Below are 20364 nucleotides of genomic sequence, written 5' to 3'. Positions count from 1 at the left end.
ACCCCCCAGGTCATGCCTTCGACAGGGGGACACAGTCATGCCGGGCCCGGAAGCCAGCGACCCCGTTGCGGAGCCGCGGAAAACATAACGGGGGCGGGGCGGTTGCCCGTGCCGTCCCCTGCGGGCGAGTGGGGGCGGACCGCGCAGTTCCCCGCGCCCCTGGGGGCATGCCGTCGTGTTCCCTCTGCGGGTAAGTGGGGGTTGAGCGCGCAGTTCCCCGCGCCCCTGGGGGGCATGCCGTCGTGTTCCCTGTGCGGGTCAGTGGGGGCTGAGCGCGCAGTTCCCCGCGCCCCTTCGGGCGCGGTGCGACGGGGCCCCGCCAGGGGCGCGAGGAACGGCGCGCTCAGCCACAACCCACCCGCAGGGATCTATAGGGGCGCGGGGAACTGCGCGAGCGACCACGAAGCACCTGTGCAGGGATGAGCGCGGGGCGGGGCCCCGTGAGGGGCGCGGGGAACTGCGCGAGCGGCCACGAAGCACCTGCAGGGATGAGCGCGGGGCGGGGCCCCGTCAGGGGCGCGGGGAACGGCGCGCTCAGCCACAACGCACCCGCAGGGATCCTCAGGGGCGCGGGGAACTGCGCGATCGCCCCCCAGGCCCCCAGCCGGGGCCCACGGATTCAGCGAAGGGACGCCGCCTCGCGGGCCAAGCCCTCGACACGGGGCCAGTCCTTCGCCAAGACCGCGTCAGCGGGAAGCATCCAACTACCCCCCACGCACCCCACGTTCGCCAGAGCGAGGTACGCCGGCGCGGAGGCCAGACCGATACCCCCCGTAGGGCAGAAGCGGGCCTGCGGCAGCGGCCCCCCGAGCGACTTGAGATAAGCCGTACCGCCGGCGGCCTCCGCCGGAAAGAACTTCATCTCGCGCACCCCCCGCTCCAACAGCGCCACCACCTCGGAAGCCGTCGAGACCCCCGGCAGGAACGGCACCCCGGACGCCTTCATCGCGGCAAGCAGCGTGTCGGTCCACCCGGGGCTGACCAGAAAGCGGGCCCCGGCGTCGACGGACTCCGCGACGCCCTGGGGCGAGATGACGGTGCCCGCACCGACCACCGCGTCCGGCACCTCCGCCGCGATGGCCCGGATCGCGTCGAGCGCGGCGGGCGTACGCAACGTGACCTCGATCGCGGGCAGCCCGCCCGCGACCAGCGCACGCGCCAGCGGCACGGCGTCGGCGACGTCCTCCACGACGACCACGGGGACGACGGGGGCAAGATCGAGCACGGAGGCGGAGGCGGAGGAGGAGGCCGCACCGGAGGGGGAAGTCATGGCTGCATCCTGCCCCGGGCCACGCAGCATGCGCAAAGGGCGTTGCGCATGCTGCAACAAGCACCCGTCCGGAGTCAGTGAATCTCCCGCACCACCACGTCCAAGGCCCACGCCTTACCAGCCTTCGAGGGCGCCTCCGCCTCCACCACATGCCCAAGATCCCGCAACGCCTCGACCAGCTCGGCCGGATTCTTCGGCTGCGTGCCGGTCTCCAGGAGCGACCGGACGATCCGCCCCTTCGTCGCCTTGTTGAAGTGCGAGACGACGGACCGCTTCTCGACGCCGTCGACCATCTGCGCGTGCAGCACCCGCACGGTCGCCGTCCGGTCCGCGACCTCACCCTTCGGCTTCCACGCGGCCGCGTACGCCGATGACCGCAGGTCCAGTACGAGCCCGTCGCCCGCGGCCTCGGGCATCGCAGAGGCCATCGGCGTACGCCAATAGGCGCCCAGGGCGCCGAGGCCGGGCAGTTTCACGCCCATCGAGCAGCGGTAGGAGGGGATGCGGTCGGTGACGCTGACGGCGCCCCACAGCCCGGAGAAGACCAGAAGGGAGCGGGCCGCACGGCGCTTGGCGGCGGCATCCAGCGTGGCGAGGCCCAGGGCGTCGTACAGAACGCCCGTGTAGATCTCGCCCGCGGGCCGCGCACCCGCCGTACGCAGCTCGGCGTTCTTCGCGATCTCGCCGCGCAGACCCTCGCTCAGACCGAGTACGTCACGGGCCTTCTCCTCGTCCGCCACGCAGAGATCGACCAGCTCGTCGAGCACCGCCTGCCGCGCGTCCGCGAGCGCCGGCAGGGAGAGCGACTCCGGCTTCAGGGGGGCGCCACGGCCGGAGGACGCCTTGCCTTCGGAGGGCGGCAGCAGGACGAGCATGGGTCTCCTTCAGAGAACAACGGATGGGGGTGCGGACCCTGCGCCAGGGTAATCGCCACCGGGTCCGAGGGGCGCCCACGCCTCCCTCCGCCGGGTCCGGGAGACGTCCACGCGTCCCTCCACCGTGCCACCCCGCCCCACCCCGCCTACGCTCGACCCATGCCCCGTCGCCATCTCCGTGTGACCGGCGCAGCGGAAGCTCCCCTGGGGGGCGCGCTGCGTGAGCTGCGTACGAAGTTGGACGTGCCCGAGGGATTTCCCGCGGACGTCATCGCCGATGCCGAGCAGGCCCTCGCCGCTCCGACCCTCCCCGCGCACGACGCGACCGACATCCCCCTGTTCACCATCGACCCGCCCACCTCCGTCGACCTGGACCAGGCGATGCACCTCTCCCGGCGGAACGGCGGCGGATTTCGCGTGCGGTACGCCATCGCGGACGTCGCCGCGTACGTCACCCCCGGCGGACCCCTCGACACGGAGGCCCATCGGCGCGTCACCACCCTCTACTTCCCCGACGAGAAGGTCCCGCTGCACCCCACCGCCCTGAGCGAGGGCGCGGCCAGTCTGCTGCCGGGTCAGGACTGCCCGGCGGTGCTGTGGACCGTCGACCTGGATGGAGAGGGGCGCACCCTCTCCACCGACGTGCGCCGTGCCCTCGTACGCAGCCGCGCCAAGCTCGACTACGACGGCGTGCAGCAGGCCATCGACGCCGGCACCGCAGAGGAGTCGCTCGCGCTGCTCGCCGACATCGGGCGGCTGCGCGAAGGGCTCGAGGTCGAGCGGGGCGGCATCTCCCTCAACGTCCCCGAACAGGAGATCGTCGAGCGGAACGGCACGTACGAGCTGGGATTCCGCGCGCCGCTTCCCGCCGACGGGTGGAACGCCCAGATCTCCCTCCTCACCGGCATGGCCGCCGCCGAGCTGATGATCCAGGCGGGCGCGGGCATTCTGCGGACCCTCCCCACCGCCCCGGACGGCGCCGTCGGCCGCCTGCGCCGCACCGCGAAGGCCCTGGACGTCGACTGGCCGCACCACGTCCCGTACGCCGAGCTCGTCCGCTCCCTCGACCCGCGCCTGCCCCACCACGCCGCGTTCCTCCAGGAGTGCACGACGCTCCTGCGCGGCGCGGGATATACCGCGTTCAGCGGCGGCCACGTCCCGGAGCTGATCACCCACGCAGCCGTCGCCGCCCCCTACGCCCACTGCACTGCCCCCCTGCGTCGTCTCGTCGACCGCTACGCCTCCGAGCTGTGCCTGGCCGCGATCGCCGGGGACGAACCGCCCGAGTGGGTGCTCGCCGCGCTCCCCGAGCTGCCCAAGGAGATGGCGGACGGGACGCGGCGTGCCAACACCGTCGAGCGCGAGTGCGTGGACCTCGTCGAGGCCGCGCTGCTCAAGGACCGGGTGGGTGAACTCTTCGACGGGGTGGTGGTGGACGTCCAGGAGCGCGAACCCACCGTCGGGACGGTCCAGTTGACCGATCCCGCGATCGTCGCCCGCATCGAGGGCGGCATCGGTGGCCTGCCCCTGGGGGAGCGGCTGCGGGTGCGGCTCACGCAGGCCGACCCGGGGTCGGCGAAGGTACAGTTCGCGCCCGCGTGAGCTACTGGGTGAGCTCCTGCGCACGTCCCCGCGTGCGTTCCAGGGCCCGCCCCAGCGCCGCTCGCAGCTCCGCCGGCTCGTCGGAGTGCAGCCGTACGGTCGTCACGGGCCGGCGCCCACCAAGAAAGCCGACCGCCATGACGGGCTCCGTCAGCTCCAGCGTGAGGGACGTCTGCGCGGCGACCGGAATGTTGAGCACCCCGTCGGCGGCCTCGTGCGTGAAGAGCCGCTCGCCGCGCACGGCGGCGATCCGCTCCAGCGGTATCGACATGTCCCGGTGGGCGCCGTGGCGTACGCGGAGTGAGTCGGCGGACAGCACGTGCGGCCGCGTCACGGAGGCGGCGTGAATGCCGAGCATCAGGATCACGCCGTAGACGTCGATGACGAGGGTGATCGCGTGGAGCGTGGGCATGTTCCGCAGCAGCAGGGCGAGCCCGATGGTCTCCACGACGGAGACGAAGACGAAGCCGTAGAGCATCGCGGCCTGATCCCGGGCGTGCCCGAAGGCGAGATCCCCCTCCCGCACCCCGTGCCGCCGCCGCGCCACCCACAGCACCAGGCTCGACAGCGCCCGCACCTCGTGCCCGACGATCCGTCGCACCGGCTCCGGCACGACGTCCCTGACCGCCGCGCGTCCGCCCCGCCGGTACACGATCAGAAGCCCGGCGCACTCGATAAGAAGCAGCGCAAGGGCCACGGCCTCCACACCGACGAGCACACGCACGGGGAGCACGTCCCCCGTCAACAGGCATACGAAAAGCACGACTTCGACAGGTACGACCACCCAGGCGAGGCCCCGCACGAGCCTGGTCATCGCGCACCCCTTTCGATGAGGAGCCGCATCCCGCGGCGTACGGCCTCGGCCTGGGCGGGGGAGAAGTCGGAGAAGAAGGCTTCGAGGAACCGGTCGTCACCGCGGCCCCGCCCGTCGGCCACCGCCTGTACGCCCTCGGTGCCCAGCTGCTCCAGGAGCGAGTCGGGCAGGGCCGCGGCGAGCGCCTGCGCCGCCTCGTGCACGGCAGCCTCCGTACGCGGATCGGCGAGGTCGGCTTCCGCGAGCGCGTCGAGTAGCGCGTACACCTCGTGCGCGCGCTCCACGGCGTCCGGGGTGGACAGCGCGGGGTGCAGCGCGGCCATGAACCTGTCGCGCTCCTCCGGGGGCGCCGTCGAGTCGATCAGGGCGAGCAGCTCCCGGTCCTTCGCGGCCATCGCGGACTCGGGACCCTCGCGGCCGGCGCCGGAACGGGCCATCTCGGCGAAGAAGTCGCCCAGTTGAGGCGAGACGGGCCCCTCGGCGGACAACCGCCCGTGTTCCGCGTCGTCCAGCAGCACCCGCAGCCGCTCCCGCCGCTCGCGGATCGCGGTCTCCTGCCGGGCGAGGTCCGAGTCCAGCTCGGCGAGCACCTCGGCCAGCTCGCGCCCCGCGTCGTCCGCGAGCACGTCCCGCACCTCGGCGAGCCCGAGCCCCAGCTCGGTCAGCCGCCGGATCCGCGCCAGCGCGACGGCGTGCCGCAGCCCGTACTCCCGATAACCGTTGGCCCGGCGCTCGGGCTCGGGCAGCAGCCCGAGGTGGTGATAGTGCCTGATGGCCCGGGTGGTCACACCGACCACCCCGGCAAGCTCCCCGATCCGCATCCCGCCCGCCCCGTTCATGGAGCCCCTCGCATCGCGTTCATGGGGCCAGTAGAAACGTTGACGCTGCGGCAAGGTCAAGCAGCCGGTCAAGCAGCGACGGGGCGGGACCCGCCGGACGGGCGAAGCCTGACGTCCGCCGGTGATCCTGTGCCACGATCGAGGGAACGACTCCCGATCTCTTGGACGGCGGATCAAGCGATGTCCCAGTCTGGCGAGCGACCGAGGAAGGGGCGTGACATGACTGCCATGGCACACGAGCCGCTCACGCGGGCAGAAGTCCTGCTGGAGGGCTTCCTCGAACTGGGCACGCCGGATGGCTTCCGTGCGGAGCTGATCGAGGGGGAGATTGTCGTGACGCCACCGCCGGACGGGGACCACGAGGACTACATCGAGCTGGTCGTCAGCCAGGTCTACCGGCGCTCCCGGACCGACATGCAGTTCTCCGGGAACAAGGGCTTGAAGTTGAAAAGCGGGGGCGCCTGCCCGAACAATCACGCCATCCCGGACGGCACCTTCGCCCCCAGGAAGCTGCGGCTCTTCCGGGGCGCCGAGTCCTGGATGCCCTGTGAGGGCGTGGCTATGGTTGCCGAGGTCACTTCCACCAAACCGCAGGCGGACCGCGAGGCCAAGCGTCGCTGTTACGCCCGTGGTGGCATCCCCCTCTACCTCCTCATCGACCGTGAGGGCTCCTCGGTGACGCTGTTCAGCGACCCGGAGGGCGACGACTACCGCCAGCACTGCACGCTTCCCTTCGGCAAGGCGGTGGCGCTCCCCGAACCGTTCGGCTTCGAACTGGAGACCGCGGAGTTCGGCTGAGGCCGTCGGCCGCGCGGCTCGGGGCGCCGGGTAGCATGGTCGGCACGGCAGACGAGCCGGGCGGACGGCCGCGTGGAGGTTCCCTCACCAGGGGGTCTTCCCGAGGAACGTCCGGGCTCCACAGGGCAAGGTGGTGGCTAACGGCCACCCGGGGTGACCCGCGGGACAGTGCCACAGAAAACAGACCGCCGGAGGCTTCGGTCTCCGGTAAGGGTGAAACGGTGGTGTAAGAGACCACCAGCGCCTGAGGTGACTCAGGCGGCTAGGTAAACCCCACCTGGAGCAAGGTCAAGAGGAAGCGCCGCTTTGCGAAAGGCGGCGGTTCTGCGCGGATGATCGAGGGCTGCCCGCCCGAGTCCGCGGGTAGACCGCACGAGGTCCGCAGCAATGCGGACCCTAGATGGATGGCCGTCTCCCCGGCCGCCGCGAGGCGACCGGGCGACAGAACCCGGCGTACAGCCCGACTCGTCTGCCGCTACAGCCCTGACCTGGATCGAGGTCGCCATCCGCCCCGCCGGGATGCACGTGTGTGCCCGTGGCCTCAGTAGTGGTAGCGGGCCTTGAGGATCTTGACTTCCTTTACGTCCACCCGGTAGACGAGACGGTGCTCGTCGTCGATCCGGCGTGACCAGTAGCCGGACAGGTCGCCCTTCAGGGGCTCCGGCTTGCCGATGCCGGTGAAGGGAGTGCGCTGGATCTCCGCGATCAGCCGTGTGATCCTCCGGGCCCTGGCGCGGTCCGAGCCGAGCCAGAACAGGAAGTCCTCCCATCCGGCCGGGTCGAAGTGCACGCTCCTCACCCGTCACCCGCCAGCTCTTCGAGCTCATCCATGGTCTTGGTGACCGCGGCATCGCCGGCCCTGTCCCGCGCCACGGCTTCCATGAGGCTCTGCGCGTTGGCGGGGGAGCGCAGCAGGTAGACGGTCTCCTGCCAGGAGTCGTAGTCCTCGGAGGACATCAGCACCGCGTCGCCGTTCTTGGAGCTGATGCGCACAGGGGTGTGGTCATCGTTGACGCGCTTGATCAGCGGGAAGAGGTCCTTGCGGGCCTCGCTGGCGCTCATCGCCATTTACTGGACCTCTTTCCTTCCTGGTGGTACGGAAAAACGGTACCACGATGGTACCGATTTCTGGTACGAGTGTCTCAGAACACCGACAAGCCCGTCAGCGTCGTGAAGCGGTCCAGCGCCACCACTCCCGACACCGAGTTGCCCCGCTCGTCCAGACCCGGGCTCCAGACGCAGAGCGTGCAGTGACCGGGGACGACGGCGATGATGCCGCCGCCCACGCCGCTCTTGCCGGGCAGCCCCACGCGGTAGGCGAAGTCGCCCGCGGCGTCGTACGTCCCGCACGTCAGCATGATCGCGTTGACCTGCTTGGCCTGGCTGCGGCTGAGCAGGCGGGTGCCGTCGGCGCGGATGCCGTGGCGGGCCAAGAAGCCGGTGGCGAGGGCCAGGTCCGCGCAGGACGCCTCGACGGAGCACTGGCGGAAGTACTGGTTCAGGAGCACCGGCACCGGATTGGCGATGTTTCCGTACGACGCCATGAAGTGGCCCAGCGCGGCGTTGCGGTCGCCGTGCGCCGACTCGGAGGCGGCGACGCTCTCGTTGATGGCGAGCCCGGGATTGCCGCTCTCCGCCCGCAGGAAGTCGAGGAGGGCGACCGCCGCGTCGCCCGTCTGGGTCTGCAGGCGGTCGGTGACGACGAGTGCGCCCGCGTTGATGAAGGGATTGCGCGGGATGCCGTTCTCGTACTCCAGCTGCACGAGCGAGTTGAAGGGGTTGCCGGAGGGCTCGCGGCCCACGTGGTCCCAGAGGGCGTCGCCCTCGCGGGCCAGGTCGAGCGCCAGGGTGAAGACCTTGGTGATGGACTGCGCGGAGAACGGCTGCCGCCAGTCGCCCACCCCGTACACCGTGCCGTCCGGCTCCGCGACGGCCATGCCGAACCGGCGCGGGTCACAGGCGGCGAGCGCCGGGATGTAGTCGGCGGGCTTGCCGCGCCCCGGCGTCTTCTCGATCTCGGCCGCGATGCGGTCCAGGACCGGCTGGTAGGTCGGGGGTGTCCGGGGCGGGGTCATGATCGCCATTTTGCACCCGGACGACCGACATCGCGGGTAGCGGCCGGATTTGGCCGTAGCATGTCAACAAGTGTGGGAGCGGCTCTTGTTACCTCCAGTAAGCCGTGCCTCAATGCGACTCAGGGCGCTGACTGGTCGTCAGTTCACCTGAATCCCCCCCGCATTCCCCCCACTTGAAGGCAGGCCCCCATGAGGCAGGACATTCGCGCAACAGGCAGGCCGCAGCGCAGATTCGGCGCCGACAGGCTCCGCAGGATCGGTACCGGGTCGGCGTTGGGCGTCGGGCTGGTCGCCGTGGGTGCCATGGTGATGGCGCCCGCCGCCACCGCGGTCACCCCTGACACCGCCACCATCTCCTTCGACTGCGGGACCTGGGGCTCGGGTTCCGCGACGCTCAAGGCCACCCAGGACGGGACCGCCGCGACCATCAGCGTCTCCACGTCCGCGATCAGCGCCCCCATCGACATCGCCGCCGGTTCCGTCGCCTCGACGCTCACGCTCACCAAGAACGGAACGGACAGCACCACCTTCACCGGCAGCTCCAACCCGGCCATCCCCGCGGGCGGCGAGGTGTCCACCGGACCGCTCGACGGGACCGTCGCCACCGGCGACAGCCTGGAGGGCAAGTCGCTGCAGGTCGTGGTCCTCGGCATCACCGTGACCTGCAACGCCACCTCCGCGCAGGCACCCGGGCCGTTCGTCTTCTGACGGCCGGTTACCTACCGACAGCTGTCTACTGGTGCCCGTCGGCTTCCCCCGCCAGCGGGCGCCAGTACTGGTCCTTGCCCTCGTCCCGTACGACGTACCCCAGACCCTGCATCGTCTCGGCGAGGTCCCGGACGTCCTCCTCGGCCTTGCTCTTCAGCGCGACCTTCCGGGCGGCGAGGACCGCGTGCGCCTCGGCGGGCAGACCGGGAGCCCCGGGGATCCAGCGGTGGAACAGGGCCGCGTGCGGGTCGGTGTCGTGCCAGGGGTAGCCGTGCGAGCGGAGGGCCTTGGACAGGGGCGCGGCTGCCGTCTTGTGGACGCCGCGCGTGAACTCGCGCGATGACTCATCGAGGACCACCAGTTCCTTGCCGTCCAGGAACACCGCCGAGACGCGGGCGCGTTCGATGGTCCGCTTCTTCTCGTGCAGGTCGGCCGTCAACTCCCGGTCGGTCAGCGTCAGCTTGAGGGTCTCGTCGAAGTCCGTCGCGGCGATGAGCAGCCCGGCGACCAGGCCGAGGCCCGCCGCGATCGCCGTCTGCCACGGCCTGTCCAGCGAGCCGACGAACGTGATGCCGTCCCGCCAGGGCAGCACCGGCAGGTCACTCAGCCAGCGGGCCAGAGGCGGCAGGGCGATGCCGAGCAAGAGGCCGAGGATCGGCATGCCGATGAGTACGGTCAGCAGGTCGGCGCGCGGGTAACCGAGGACCGTCGTCCGGTCCTTGTGGAGCGGGACGGGGCCGTAGCTCTCTTCGCTGGTCATGTCCCCGACGTTAGGCGGGCAGGCACCCACGGGGGAGCGGCCGAAAGTAGGTGAGCGACAGACTTCGGTCGGTGTTGTGGGGGTGGGGGAGGGTGCGCGCCGCGGACCGGGCCGTCCACAAATGCGTTGCCGTGGCCGGGCGCCCCCTCCTACCGTGCCGATCATGCTGCCCACCGTGGACACCGACGAGCAATGGGACGTCGTCGTCCCCGACGAGGCCGTCATGCGGCCCGGCGTCGAGGACCTCTGCCGCAGGCTCGGCCTCGCCTCAGCGCCCCTCCACCGGTTCACGGAGGGGACACAACCCGTCTACGCCGTCGGGGACGACCTCGTCCTGAAGCTCTTCCCCGGCGCCGTCGCCCACGACGGCCTCGTCGAGGAGCGGGTGTTGAGCCATCTTGAGGGCCGGCTGCCCGTCCCGACACCGCGGGTGCACGCGGCGGGGACGTACGAGAACGGCTGGCGGTACGTGCTGATGTCCCGGCTGCCCGGCGAAGACCTCGCCGAGGCCTGGCCGCGCATTCCGCGCGCCGACCGGGAGCGTCTGGTCACCGAGGCCGGTGAGGCGCTCGCCGCGCTGCACGCCCTGGACCCCGGGCCGCTCGCCGATGTGCTCGGGCCCGGCGACTGGGGAGCCTTCCTCCGCAAGCAGCGTGCCGGGGCCGTCGCGCGGCAGCGGGAGCGCGGGCTGCCGGAGAGCTGGCTGGAGCAGATCCCCGGCTTCCTGGACGCGGTGCCGCCGCGGGCCGACGCGCCGCGCGTTCTGCTGCACACCGAGTTCATGCGGCAGCACCTGCTGGTCGGGTCCGTCGGCGGGGAGGGGCGGCCCCGCCTCACCGGGCTCTTCGACTTCGAACCCGCCATGATCGGGGACAGGGCGTACGACTTCGTGGGCGTCGGCCTCTTCGTCACGCGCGCGGAGCCGGGGCTCCTCGGCCGCTTCATGGGGGCCTACGGCCACACCTTCGAGCCGCGCGAACTCCTCGCCCACACCTTGCTCCACGTCTACAGCAACCTGCCCTGGTACCTGCGGGAACTGCCCGCCCCGCCGGAGCCGACGCTCGACGCGCTGGCCCGGACGTGGTTCGACGCCGGAAGCGGCTGAGCCCTGACGCCCCCCCTCAGCCCCCCGGCCCAGGACCCTCAGCCCACCGGCATCAGGGTCAGATACGCGAGGCCGAGCACCTGGCGGTAGCCCCGCAGCCAGGTGGAGCGCTGGCGGTCGGCCTTCTCGCCGGTCTCGGCGGCCAGGGGGTGGCCGGGGTTCCTGGCCAGCCATTCCTCCACGTCCGTGCGGTAGCCGGACTCGAAGTCCTCCCACTCCTCCGCGCTCGCCGTCTCCACCCACAGGGGGCGGAAGCCCGCGGCGATCGCCGCGTCCACGAGGTCGCCCAGGAAGAGGTGTTCGCCGGTGTGGGCGCCGGGCCACATCCCGGCGAGTTCGTCGGCGGTGGGCGTGCGCTGCCAGAAGCCCTCGCCGAGCACGACGCGGCCGCCCGGAGTGACCAGGCGGCGCAGGGCGCGCAGGGCGGCCTCGGTGTGGGCGGGCGGTTCGGCGGAGCTGAGCGCGTGGCTCGACCCCAGGCACAGCACCAGGTCGGCGGGGCCGCGGGTGGTGTCCGTCGCGGACTCCTCGACGAAGGAGACGCGTTCGGCCAGACCGCGCTCCTTGGCGGCGGCACGGCCCCTGGCCAGGTCCTCGGCCGACAGGTCGATGCCCACCCCGGTGGCGTCCGGGGCGGCCTCGAGGACGCGGAGCAGCAACTCGCCCCAGCCACAGCCGAGATCGAGGACGGAGCCGGTGCCCGGCGCGACACGCTCGACGAGGCGAGCGGCTCGCGCCTCGGAGAGCGGGCCGTGGAAGGTCAGGCCGGTCAGGCGGGGCGGCACGTTCTGGAGGGTGGTGTCGGTCATGGGCGAGGACGCTATCCGGTCAGCTCCCCTCCCGACCAGCGACTTTCGCAGCGATGTGCCGTGCGACCTCGTCCGGTGGCACACCGGTCGTGTCGATCACCTCGCCCGCGCGCCGCAGCCACGGCAGCGCCTCCTGGTAGGGGACGACGTGGTCGAGGCGCCAGGGGATGATCGCCGGGAGGTCGGACTCGATGCGCCGCACCAGCGTCTCGGAGTCGGCGTGCAGCACGAAGTGGTGTACGGGAACGCCGAGTTGGCCGAGCCCCTCGCGCAGCTCCGTCCAGTACTCCTCCACGAGCACCGTCTGCGGGACGACCAACGTCCCGCCCTTGTACGCGAGCAGGTGGCGCGCGGTCTCCACGACCAGGGCCCGCCACGGCGGCCAGTGCTGGAAGTCGGCCTCCTCCTGGAGAGGGCCGAGCACGTGGTGCAGCATGTAGCCGACCTCTTCGGCGTCGAAGAGCCGGGCGCCCGGGAGCAGACCGACCAGCCGCTCGGACGTGGTGGTCTTGCCCGCCCCGTAGCTTCCGTTGACCCACACAATCATGGGGGTCAGGCAACCACGTACGCCGTGAAGCCGCCGTCAGACCTCGTCCGGCCCCGACGCGCTCTCCTGCTCCCGTACGTTCTTCGCCCGTGAGCCCACCGAGACGAGTACGCCGAGTGCCGTTCCCGCCAGGGCCGCCGGCACCATCCAGTTGCGGTTGAAGGAGTGGCCGAGCGCGTCGTCGAGGGAGTAGGCGCCGGGGCCCGTGACGGCGAGGGTGGCGGCGACCATGCCGAGGAACGCCGGGTACTCGTAGCCGCCCGCCTGGCTGAAGAAGCCGTTGGGGGCGTGCACCGCGGTCGCCCCGGTCATCGCGCCGGCCGCCGCGGAACCGGCGGCGGGGGTCGCGAGGCCCAGTGCGAGCAGCGTGCCGCCGCCTGCCTCGGCGAGCCCGGCGACGACGGCGTTCGCCTTGCCGGGCGCGAAGCCGATGGACTCCATGAAGGCGCCGGTGCCCTCGATGCCGTGGCCGCCGAACCAGCCGAAGAGCTTCTGGGCGCCGTGAGCGGCGAGGACACCGCCGGTTCCGACGCGGAGCAGCAGAAGGCCCAGGTCACGTCGGTCGAAGCAGGAACGGGTCATGGCGCTGTCTCCTGGGGTGGGGGCCGGGTGGGTGCCGGTGGCTGCCGGACGGGTGCCGGGTGCTCGTCACTCCACCGTCCGTCAGAGCTCCGCCGCGCACCCCGCTCGGGCGGCCGTACGGGTGACTCCGTGCGGTGGCGGGGCGGGGCGGGCGATGTGACGGTGAGCGCATGAGCATCGAGGCAGAGCGGCTCGCCGACCCGACGGTCCGGGCCTTCGTCACCGCAGTGAACGCCCACGACGAGGCCGCCTTCCGGGCCGTCCTCACGCCGGACGTGACCATGTCCGACGACGGCTCCGACCGGAACGTCGCCGACTGGGCGGACCGCGAGATCTTCTCCTCCAACGGCCACATGGACGTGGAGAGCGAGTCGGACGGCGGGCACACGCTGGTCGTCACGTACCGCAACGACACGTGGGGCGAGATGCGGACGAAGTGGGGGTTCACCGTCGACGGCGGAAAGGTCTCGCGCTTCGAGACGGGGCAGGCCTGAAGCGACCGGCATGCCGCAGGGCAACCGTTCCGTGGCCCCGGCCCTTCCCGCGGCACTGCGCGGGTCCCCGCCGGCCGTCACGGAGCGGCTGCCCTGCCCCCCTCCCCCTTCACTGTGGCTGATGCAGCAGATGCTGTAGACGCAGCAGAGGTGACAGATGTGCCGTCAGTGGCAGTTCTTGTAGCCGGGGTTGCTGTTCGTCCAGGAGCAGGAGTCCTTGAGCGAACCGCTCGGCTTGATGAGGCGGGCCTTGTCGCTGGTGTTGTTCCAGACGTACGAGCCGCGGCCCCAGTAGCGGACGCCGGACGCGTTGGTGCCCTTGCCGGTGCGGACCTTGACCGTCTTGCCCGCCCCGATCTTGTAGCTGCCGAAGGTGTACGTGTAGCCCGTGTTGTCCTTCAGCTTGTAGCCCTTGAGCTGGATCGCCGAGCCGGAGTTGTTGTGGATGTTCACCCACTCCGCGTTCAGCGAGGAGTTGGAACGGGAGTCCCGGCCCGGGCTGTCGAACTGGATGTAGCCGAGGTGCAGTCCGCCCTGGTGTGCGGCGGCGGCCGCCGCCGCCGGGGACGCGGCGAGCAGAGGGGCCGCGAGTGCGGCCGCGGCGAGGACGGCCGGGGCCGCGGAACGTATGCGCAAGGTGTGCTCCGAGTGTGCAGTTCTCGTGGAGGGCACGCTGAGCATACGGGGGTTGATGCGCGTAATTGACGCGGTATTTCCCATTCCGTTTGTGAAGATGTGGGCCGACCGTGAACGAGGGGTCACGGTCGGCCACGAGGGGCCGGCGGGGCCGTCGGCGCCAGGGACCTAACCCCGCCCGATGAAGGGCATGTTCGTCGCGAGCACCGTGGCGAACTGGACGTTCGCCTCCAGCGGCAGTTCCGCCATGTGACGCACCGTCCGGGCCACGTCCGACACGTCCATCACCGGCTCGGGCGCCAGCTCTCCGTTGGCCTGGAGGATCCCGGCCTGCATCCGCTCGGTCATGTCCGTCGCCGCGTTGCCGATGTCGATCTGGCCGCAGGCGATCCGGTGGGGGCGGCCGTCCAGGGAGAGGGACTTCGTCAGGCCGGTCAGCGCGTGCTTCGTCGCCGTGTACGCGATGGAACGCGGACGCGGCACGTGCGCGGAGATCGAGCCGTTGTTGATGATCCGGCCGCCCTGCGGGTCCTGCTCCTTCATCTGCCGGAAGGCCGCCTGCGCGCACAGGAACGCGCCGTTGAGGTTCGTGTCGACGACGTGCCGCCACGCGTCGTACTCCAGTTCGTCGACGGACACGCCGCCGGGGCCGAACGTGCCGGCGTTGTTGAAGAGGAGGTCGAGCCGGCCGAAGCGGTCGCGCACGGCGGCGAACAGCGCGGCCACGTCCTCGGGCCGTGAGACGTCGGTGCGCACGCACAGGGCGTCGGTCGCGGCCGGGGCGTTCGGCTCGGCGGACCCCTCGGCGTGCGGGACGGGCCGCACCGCGGCGCCCTCCGACACCCCCGCGGCGATCGCCGCCGTCTCCTCGAGCGTCTCCTTGCGGCGCCCCGCGAGCGCCACGGACCATCCGGCCCTCAGCAGTTCCACCGCCACGGCCCGGCCGATCCCGGAACCCGCGCCGGTCACCACGGCGGTCTTCGGTCGTCCGGTCGGGTGCTCAGTTGGCTCAGCGTTCATGGCCCCGCAGCGTACGGGAGGTGTGTCTATAGGGTCATCATCCGCCCGCCATTTGGGTGTTGTGTACGCGACAGTCGCGCGTCTTCCCCCGCCACTTGCATGCCCAGGACACCAATCGTCAGGGGAGGGCCACATGACACCCAAAGGCCAGCAGGACACAGCCGAGCTTCGAGCCGCCGCGCGCCACCTGGGCCGCCGGCGCTTCCTGACCGTCACCGGCGCCGCGGCCGCGCTCGCGTTCGCCACCAATCTGCCGACAGCGGGCGCCGCCGGCGCCGCCGAGATGGACGCGCGGAAGATCGCCGACGATCCGTTCACCCTCGGCGTCGCGTCCGGCGACCCGCAGCCCGACTCGGTCCTTCTCTGGACCCGCCTCGCCCCGTCCCCGTACGAACCGGGCGGCGGGCTGCCGAACCAGCGCGTCGTCGTCGAGTGGGAGCTTGCCCACGACGCCGGTTTCCAGCGGGTCGCCAGACGAGGCTTCGAGATCACCCATCCCGAGTTCAACCACACGCTGCACGTCGAGGTGGGATTCCTGGACGCGGGGCGGACCTACTACTTCCGGTTCAAGACGGGGAAGTGGATCAGCGAGACCGGCCGGACCCGCACCGCGCCCGCGGCCGGCAGCACGGTGAGCTCCCTGAAGTTCGCCGCGGTGTCCTGCCAGGCGTACCACGACGGCTATTTCACCGCCCACAAACACCTGGCGAAGGACGACGTCGACGTCGTCTTCCACCTCGGCGACTACCTCTACGAGTACGCGGTGAACTCGGCCGGCGGCCACCGCAACTACACCGACCGCGTGCTGCCCGCCGTCTTCAACCGCGAGACGCAGACCCTGGAGGACTACCGCCTGCGGTACGCCCTCTACAAGACCGACCCGGACCTGCGGGCCTCGCACGCGGCCCACCCCTTCGTCGTCACCTGGGACGACCACGAGACCGAGAACAACTACGCGGACGACCTCGACGAGAACGGCAGCCCGCCCGCCGAGTTCCTGGTGCGCCGCGCCGCCGCCTACCGCGCGTACTGGGAGAACCTGCCGCTGCGCAGCCCCCAGCAGCCCGTCGGCCCCGACCTGCAGCTCTACCGCCGGCTGCAGTGGGGCCTGCTCGCGCAGTTCGACATCCTGGACACCCGGCAGTACCGCTCCAACCAGGCCTACGGCGACGGCGCGGACATCCCGGGCCCCGAGTCGACCGACCCGAAGCGCAGCATCACCGGGGCCACCCAGGAGCGCTGGCTCATCGACGGCTGGCGCAGCTCGAAGGCCGTGTGGAACGTCATGCCGCAACAGGTCAACTTCTCGCAGCGCAAGCTGGACCTCAACGCGGTGGCGAAGCTCAGCATGGACGCCTGGGACGGCTACCCGGCCTCCCGCGACCGTGTCCTCGCGGGCGCGGCGTCGGCCGGGATCGAGAACCTGATGGTGCTCACGGGCGACGTGCACGTCGGGTACGCCTACGACATCAAGGCGGACTTCGACGACCAGGCGTCCAAGACGGTCGGCACGGAGATCGTCGCCACGTCCGTCGCGAGCGGCAGGGACGGCGCCGACAAGCCCGCCACCTGGGACACCTACACCAAGGCCAACCCGCACATGAAGTTCTACAACGGGCGGCGCGGCTACGTGACCGTGGACCTCGGCCAAAAATCCGCGCGCGCCGACTTCAAGACGGTGTCGGCGGTGACCACGCCGGGAGCGCCCGTCACGACGGCGGCCTCCTTCGTGACGGAGGCGGGGAACCCGGGCCTGAAGCCCGTATGACCTGCGGGGGTGCGCTCACTCGCCCGGGTAGCGCACCCCGATCCGCTCCCGCACCGTGTCCAGGGTCCGCATCACCGCGAGGGTGCCGTCCAGCGGGACGAGAGGCGACTCGGTGTCGCCCGCGCGCAAGCGGTGCATGACCTCGGCGGCCTCGTGCTTGAGGCTGTCGCGGGGGCCGTACTCGGGGGAGGCGGCGAACTCCTCCGGGTCACGGCCGTCGCGGTGCAGCACGAAGCTCTCCGGGAAGAAGAAGCCGTTCGGGATGTCGATGCGGCCCCGCGAACCGGTGACGGACGCGGTGACGGGGGTGCCCGCGTTGATGGAGCAGTGCAACAGAGCGTGAGCACCGCTCTCGTACGAGAGCAGCATGCCCGTCTGGAGATCGACGCCCTCGTCCGAGAGCGTCGCTCTCGCACTCACCCCCGAGGGCTCCCCGAGCAGCAGCTGCGCGAACGACACCGGGTACACCCCGAGATCGAGCAGCGAGCCGCCGCCCTGCGCCGGGTCACGGAGCCGGTGCGCGGGCGGGAAGGGACCCGCGAGGCCGAAGTCGGCCTGCACGGTCCGCACCTCGCCGATCGCCCCGTCGTCGACCAGCGCCTTCATCCGCCGGATCAGCGGATGGCAGTACATCCACATGGCCTCCATCAGGAAGAGGCCGCGCTGCCGGGCGAGCGTCACCAGCTCCGCCGCCTCGCGCGCGTTCAGCGTGAACGCCTTCTCGCAGAGCACCGAACGGCCGGACTCCAGACAGAGGCCCGCCGCCGCCCGGTGCGAGGCGTGCGGCGTCGCCACGTACACGACGTCGACGTCCTTGTCCTCGGCGAGCGCGCCCCACTCGCCGTACGCGCGCGGTATGCCGAAGCGCTCGGCGAACGCCTTCGCCGACGCGTCGGTCCGCGAGGCGACCGCGACGACCTCGGCGTCCGGCATGTCGAGGAGGTTCGCCGTGAACGATGCGGCGATCCCGCCCGTCGCGAGGATGCCCCAACGCACGGGCTCACGGTTGTCTTCCACTGCTGGGCCCCTGTTCGTACAGCCGGAGTGCCGCGGAGTACCGCGCAGTAGCACGGAAATGGTCTCAACCAGCACAGCTGAGCTGAGAGCATAGGTAATCGCACGCCTAATCGGGAGGGAATCCGCATGCCGGAGCACGGCAGCCGCACCACGAGCGGGTCGCAAGGCCCCCTCATACGGCAGTCAACGACGGTGGAAAGGACGGCGGAGAAGGGCCCGGCACCCGACACCGTCGGCCTCACCGCCCAGCGCCGCACCGGCCTTCTCGTCACCCTCGTGCTCGGCGGCCTCACCGCGGTACCGCCGCTCTCCATGGACATGTACCTCCCGGCGCTCCCGGAGGTCACCCGCTCGCTGCACACGTCCGCCGCGACCGCGCAGCTCACCCTCACCGCCTGCCTCACCGGCATGGCGCTCGGGCAGCTCGTCGTCGGGCCGATGAGCGACAAGTGGGGGCGGCGCAGGCCGCTGCTCGTCGGGCTCCTCGTCTACATCCTGGCCACGGCGATCTGCGCGTTCGCGCCCACCGTCGAACTCCTCGTCGCCTTCCGCCTGTTGCAGGGCCTCGCGGGCGCCGCCGGCATCGTGATCGCCCGTGCCGTCGTCCGTGATCTCTACGACGGCGTGGAGATGGCCCGCTTCTTCTCCACCCTCATGCTGATCTCCGGGGTCGCCCCGGTCGTCGCGCCCCTCATCGGCGGCCAGGTCCTGCGCTTCACCGACTGGCACGGCATCTTCGCCGTGCTCACGGTCGTCGGCATCGCCCTGACCGTGGTGGTCTGGCGTGGCCTGCCCGAGACGCTCGCCCCCCGGGACCGGCACAGCGGCGGGACCGTCGAGGCGCTGCGCACCATGAGGTCGCTCCTCGCCGACCGCGTCTTCACCGGGTACATGATCGCGGGCGGGTTCGCGTTCGCCGCGCTGTTCGCGTACATCTCCGCGTCGCCGTTCGTCATCCAGGAGATCTACGGGGCGTCCCCGCAGACCTTCAGCCTGCTCTTCGGCGTGAACTCCGTCGGCCTGATCGCCGTCGGCCAGATCAACGGCAAGATCCTCGTCGGCCGGGTCAGCCTCGACAAGGTGCTCTCCATCGGTCTGGGCGTCATCGTCCTCGCCGCCGGCGCGCTGCTCCTGATGACGTCGGGAGTCTTCGGTGACGTCGGTCTGTTCCCCGTCGCCGCCGGGCTCTTCGTCCTGATGTCGGCGATGGGCCTCGCGATGCCCAACACGAACGCCCTCGCCCTGATGCGCACCCCGCATGCCGCGGGCTCGGCGTCGGCGCTGCTCGGCACGTCCTCGTTCCTCGTCGGCGCGATCGCGTCGCCGCTGGTCGGCATCGCGGGCGAGGCCACGGCCGTGCCGATGGCCGTGGTCCAGCTCGTCTGCGGCCTTGCGGCCATCGGCTGCTTCTTGGGACTGTGCCGACCCTGGCAGAACTCGCACGCGCATGCGCATGCGCACGCGAACGCGCACGCGTTCTCGGCGAGACCGACTCAGGAGGGGACGGACCACTGACCGCGCCACGCCTGCTGCGCGCCGGGACGCCGGATCGCGCGGGGCTCGACACGGACGAGATGGCCCACCTCGTGCGCGAGGTGCGTGCGCTGACGCGCGGCGAGCGGCCCTGGTGCTCCGGTGCCGTCGTGCTCGCCGGGCGTGGGCCGGTGGTCGCCGTTCATGAGGCGGTGGGCCGTGCGGTGCGTTATGCCGCGTACGACCCGGAGAAGGACGCGGGCGTCGAACTGCCGCCCGCGGAGCAGGTGCTGACCCGCACGGGCACGCCCTTCGACCTGGCCTCGCTGACCAAGCTGTTCACGACCGTCGCGGCGATGCAGCAGCTGGAGCGTGGCACGCTCGGCATCGACGCGCTGGTGTCCGCGTACGTCCCTGAATTCACGGCCGCCGCCGAGCACGGCATCACGGTGCGGCAGCTGCTCACCCACACCTCTGGTCTGCGGCCCGAACTCCCGCTGTACGACCTGCCGGACGGCGCCGCGCGTCTCGCCGCGCTGCGGGGTGAGGCTCCGTCGAGTCCGCCGGGGGATCACCTCTACTCCGACCTGAACATGCTGCTCCTCCAGCACGTCCTGGAGCGCATCACGCGGCGCCCGCTCGACGTCCTCGTCCGGGAGGGGATCACCCGGCCCCTCGGCATGGCGGCCACCGGCTTCGGGCCCCGTCCCGACGCCGCCGCCACCGAGGATCAGCGCAGGCCCTGGGCGAAGGCTGACCGGGGGATGCTGCGGGGGGAGGTGCACGACGAGAACGCCTGGGCGCTGGGTGGTGTCGCGGGCCACGCCGGGCTCTTCTCCACCGCGCGTGACCTCGCGGTCTTCTGCCGTGCGCTGCTGTGCGGGGGCTCTTACGGTACGGCGCGGATCCTCGGCCCCGACTTCGTGGAGCTGATGCTGACGCCGCCGGGTCTTGGCTTCGGGCTCGACCAGGCGTGGTTCATGGGGGAGCTGGCGGGGCGGGGGGCGGCGGGGCATACGGGGTTCACCGGGACGTCGCTGGTCCTCGACCCGGCCACGGACACGTTCCTGATTCTCCTGGCGAACACGGTCCACCCGTGGCGGGGGGTCGCCGACAGTGGGCCCCGGGCTCGGGCGGCCACGCGGCTGGCCCACGCGGCGAGGTAGCCTGCG

The 20364-nt window shown here is 71.5% G+C and carries 22 protein-coding genes and 1 other RNA gene; 9 read left to right on the top strand and 14 right to left on the bottom strand.

Annotated features, from left to right (window positions below; genetic code table 11):
- Positions 1-619: 619 nt before the first annotated feature.
- Together eda and yaaA are read right to left on the bottom strand one after the other, a co-directional pair.
- Positions 620-1270: a bifunctional 4-hydroxy-2-oxoglutarate aldolase/2-dehydro-3-deoxy-phosphogluconate aldolase gene (eda, locus tag AB0M70_RS25755; RefSeq protein WP_365823161.1), complete on the bottom strand. Its 651-nt coding sequence runs from the start codon at positions 1268-1270 to the stop codon at positions 620-622.
- A gap of 74 nt (positions 1271-1344) precedes the next feature.
- Entirely contained in the window at positions 1345-2145 is an 801-nt protein-coding gene (gene yaaA, locus AB0M70_RS25750; RefSeq protein WP_365823159.1) for a peroxide stress protein YaaA, read from the bottom strand.
- A 159-nt stretch (positions 2146-2304) separates the two neighbouring features.
- On the opposite strand from yaaA, the gene AB0M70_RS25745 reads away from it, so the two are divergent.
- Positions 2305-3747, top strand: a complete 1443-nt coding sequence (locus AB0M70_RS25745; protein ID WP_365823157.1) for an RNB domain-containing ribonuclease — start codon at positions 2305-2307, stop codon at positions 3745-3747.
- Between the two features lies 1 nt (position 3748).
- Here AB0M70_RS25745 and AB0M70_RS25740 read toward each other — a convergent pair whose 3' ends face one another.
- A complete protein-coding gene (locus tag AB0M70_RS25740; protein WP_365823155.1) occupies positions 3749-4561 on the bottom strand; it encodes a hypothetical protein in 813 nt (270 codons plus the stop codon).
- The gene (locus AB0M70_RS25735; RefSeq protein ID WP_365823209.1) at positions 4558-5382 is read right to left on the bottom strand and encodes a MerR family transcriptional regulator; all 825 of its coding nucleotides are present in this window, start codon (positions 5380-5382) and stop codon (positions 4558-4560) included. Before AB0M70_RS25735 ends, AB0M70_RS25740 begins: the two co-directional genes overlap by 4 nt.
- Before the next feature lie 246 nt (positions 5383-5628).
- Between AB0M70_RS25735 and AB0M70_RS25730 the strand changes: the two genes are divergently transcribed.
- On the top strand, positions 5629-6198 hold the full coding sequence (locus AB0M70_RS25730; RefSeq protein WP_365823207.1) for a Uma2 family endonuclease: 570 nt from the start codon (positions 5629-5631) through the stop codon (positions 6196-6198).
- Positions 6199-6250: 52 nt separating this feature from the next.
- Positions 6251-6670: RNase P RNA component class A (rnpB, locus tag AB0M70_RS25725), an RNA gene on the top strand.
- Positions 6671-6739: 69 nt separating this feature from the next.
- Here the strand turns inward: rnpB and AB0M70_RS25720 are convergent.
- The 3 genes from AB0M70_RS25720 to AB0M70_RS25710 form a co-directional block, all read right to left on the bottom strand.
- Positions 6740-6997: a Txe/YoeB family addiction module toxin gene (locus tag AB0M70_RS25720; protein ID WP_365823153.1), complete on the bottom strand. Its 258-nt coding sequence runs from the start codon at positions 6995-6997 to the stop codon at positions 6740-6742.
- Complete coding sequence (locus tag AB0M70_RS25715; RefSeq protein WP_365823150.1) at positions 6994-7266, bottom strand: type II toxin-antitoxin system prevent-host-death family antitoxin; 273 nt, start codon at positions 7264-7266, stop codon at positions 6994-6996. The genes AB0M70_RS25720 and AB0M70_RS25715 overlap by 4 nt, the downstream gene beginning before the upstream one ends.
- A 74-nt stretch (positions 7267-7340) precedes the next feature.
- Positions 7341-8282 carry a glutaminase gene (locus tag AB0M70_RS25710; protein ID WP_365823148.1) on the bottom strand — a complete coding sequence of 314 codons (942 nt, stop codon included), beginning with the start codon at positions 8280-8282 and terminating at the stop codon, positions 7341-7343.
- A 294-nt stretch (positions 8283-8576) separates the two neighbouring features.
- Here AB0M70_RS25710 and AB0M70_RS25705 point away from each other — a divergent pair, with 294 nt between their 5' ends.
- Positions 8577-8981 carry a hypothetical protein gene (locus tag AB0M70_RS25705; RefSeq protein ID WP_365823205.1) on the top strand — a complete coding sequence of 135 codons (405 nt, stop codon included), beginning with the start codon at positions 8577-8579 and terminating at the stop codon, positions 8979-8981.
- A 25-nt stretch (positions 8982-9006) separates the two neighbouring features.
- Here AB0M70_RS25705 and AB0M70_RS25700 read toward each other — a convergent pair whose 3' ends face one another.
- The gene (locus tag AB0M70_RS25700; RefSeq protein ID WP_365823146.1) at positions 9007-9741 is read right to left on the bottom strand and encodes a DUF883 C-terminal domain-containing protein; all 735 of its coding nucleotides are present in this window, start codon (positions 9739-9741) and stop codon (positions 9007-9009) included.
- Positions 9742-9904: 163 nt separating this feature from the next.
- On the opposite strand from AB0M70_RS25700, the gene AB0M70_RS25695 reads away from it, so the two are divergent.
- Positions 9905-10846, top strand: coding sequence for an aminoglycoside phosphotransferase family protein (locus AB0M70_RS25695; protein WP_365823144.1), 942 nt, complete (start codon positions 9905-9907; stop codon positions 10844-10846).
- 38 nt (positions 10847-10884) lie between these two features.
- On the opposite strand, the gene AB0M70_RS25690 is transcribed toward AB0M70_RS25695, so the two are convergent.
- The 3 genes from AB0M70_RS25690 to AB0M70_RS25680 are packed head-to-tail and all read right to left on the bottom strand — an operon-like array spanning position 10885 to position 12784.
- Positions 10885-11655, bottom strand: coding sequence for a methyltransferase (locus AB0M70_RS25690; RefSeq protein WP_365823142.1), 771 nt, complete (start codon positions 11653-11655; stop codon positions 10885-10887).
- A gap of 19 nt (positions 11656-11674) precedes the next feature.
- Positions 11675-12202, bottom strand: coding sequence for an AAA family ATPase (locus tag AB0M70_RS25685; protein WP_365823140.1), 528 nt, complete (start codon positions 12200-12202; stop codon positions 11675-11677).
- A 36-nt stretch (positions 12203-12238) separates the two neighbouring features.
- Positions 12239-12784, bottom strand: a complete 546-nt coding sequence (locus tag AB0M70_RS25680) for a DoxX family protein (protein WP_365823138.1) — start codon at positions 12782-12784, stop codon at positions 12239-12241.
- 170 nt (positions 12785-12954) lie between these two features.
- Between AB0M70_RS25680 and AB0M70_RS25675 the strand changes: the two genes are divergently transcribed.
- Positions 12955-13278, top strand: coding sequence for a nuclear transport factor 2 family protein (locus AB0M70_RS25675; protein WP_365823136.1), 324 nt, complete (start codon positions 12955-12957; stop codon positions 13276-13278).
- A 165-nt stretch (positions 13279-13443) separates the two neighbouring features.
- Here AB0M70_RS25675 and AB0M70_RS25670 read toward each other — a convergent pair whose 3' ends face one another.
- Positions 13444-13914: a lamin tail domain-containing protein gene (locus AB0M70_RS25670; RefSeq protein ID WP_365823134.1), complete on the bottom strand. Its 471-nt coding sequence runs from the start codon at positions 13912-13914 to the stop codon at positions 13444-13446.
- Positions 13915-14082: 168 nt separating this feature from the next.
- A complete protein-coding gene (locus tag AB0M70_RS25665; protein WP_365823132.1) occupies positions 14083-14934 on the bottom strand; it encodes an SDR family oxidoreductase in 852 nt (283 codons plus the stop codon).
- A gap of 133 nt (positions 14935-15067) precedes the next feature.
- On the opposite strand from AB0M70_RS25665, the gene AB0M70_RS25660 reads away from it, so the two are divergent.
- Positions 15068-16702 (top strand): alkaline phosphatase D family protein, encoded by a 1635-nt coding sequence (locus AB0M70_RS25660; RefSeq protein ID WP_365823130.1) that lies wholly within the window; start codon positions 15068-15070, stop codon positions 16700-16702.
- 15 nt (positions 16703-16717) lie between these two features.
- Here the strand turns inward: AB0M70_RS25660 and AB0M70_RS25655 are convergent, their stop codons facing one another.
- Positions 16718-17719, bottom strand: coding sequence for a Gfo/Idh/MocA family oxidoreductase (locus AB0M70_RS25655; RefSeq protein WP_365823128.1), 1002 nt, complete (start codon positions 17717-17719; stop codon positions 16718-16720).
- 192 nt (positions 17720-17911) lie between these two features.
- On the opposite strand from AB0M70_RS25655, the gene AB0M70_RS25650 reads away from it, so the two are divergent.
- Both AB0M70_RS25650 and AB0M70_RS25645 read left to right on the top strand, forming a co-directional pair.
- A complete protein-coding gene (locus AB0M70_RS25650; RefSeq protein ID WP_365823126.1) occupies positions 17912-19234 on the top strand; it encodes a Bcr/CflA family multidrug efflux MFS transporter in 1323 nt (440 codons plus the stop codon).
- Positions 19235-19293: 59 nt separating this feature from the next.
- Complete coding sequence (locus tag AB0M70_RS25645) at positions 19294-20358, top strand: serine hydrolase domain-containing protein (protein ID WP_365823124.1); 1065 nt, start codon at positions 19294-19296, stop codon at positions 20356-20358.
- Positions 20359-20364 lie beyond the last annotated feature (6 nt).

It is taken from the genome of Streptomyces sp. NPDC051214, from assembly GCF_040682375.1.
Lineage (GTDB): Bacteria > Actinomycetota > Actinomycetes > Streptomycetales > Streptomycetaceae > Streptomyces.
Note: the sequence above shows the minus strand (reverse complement) of the source record. Positions and strands in the feature narration are given on the sequence as shown.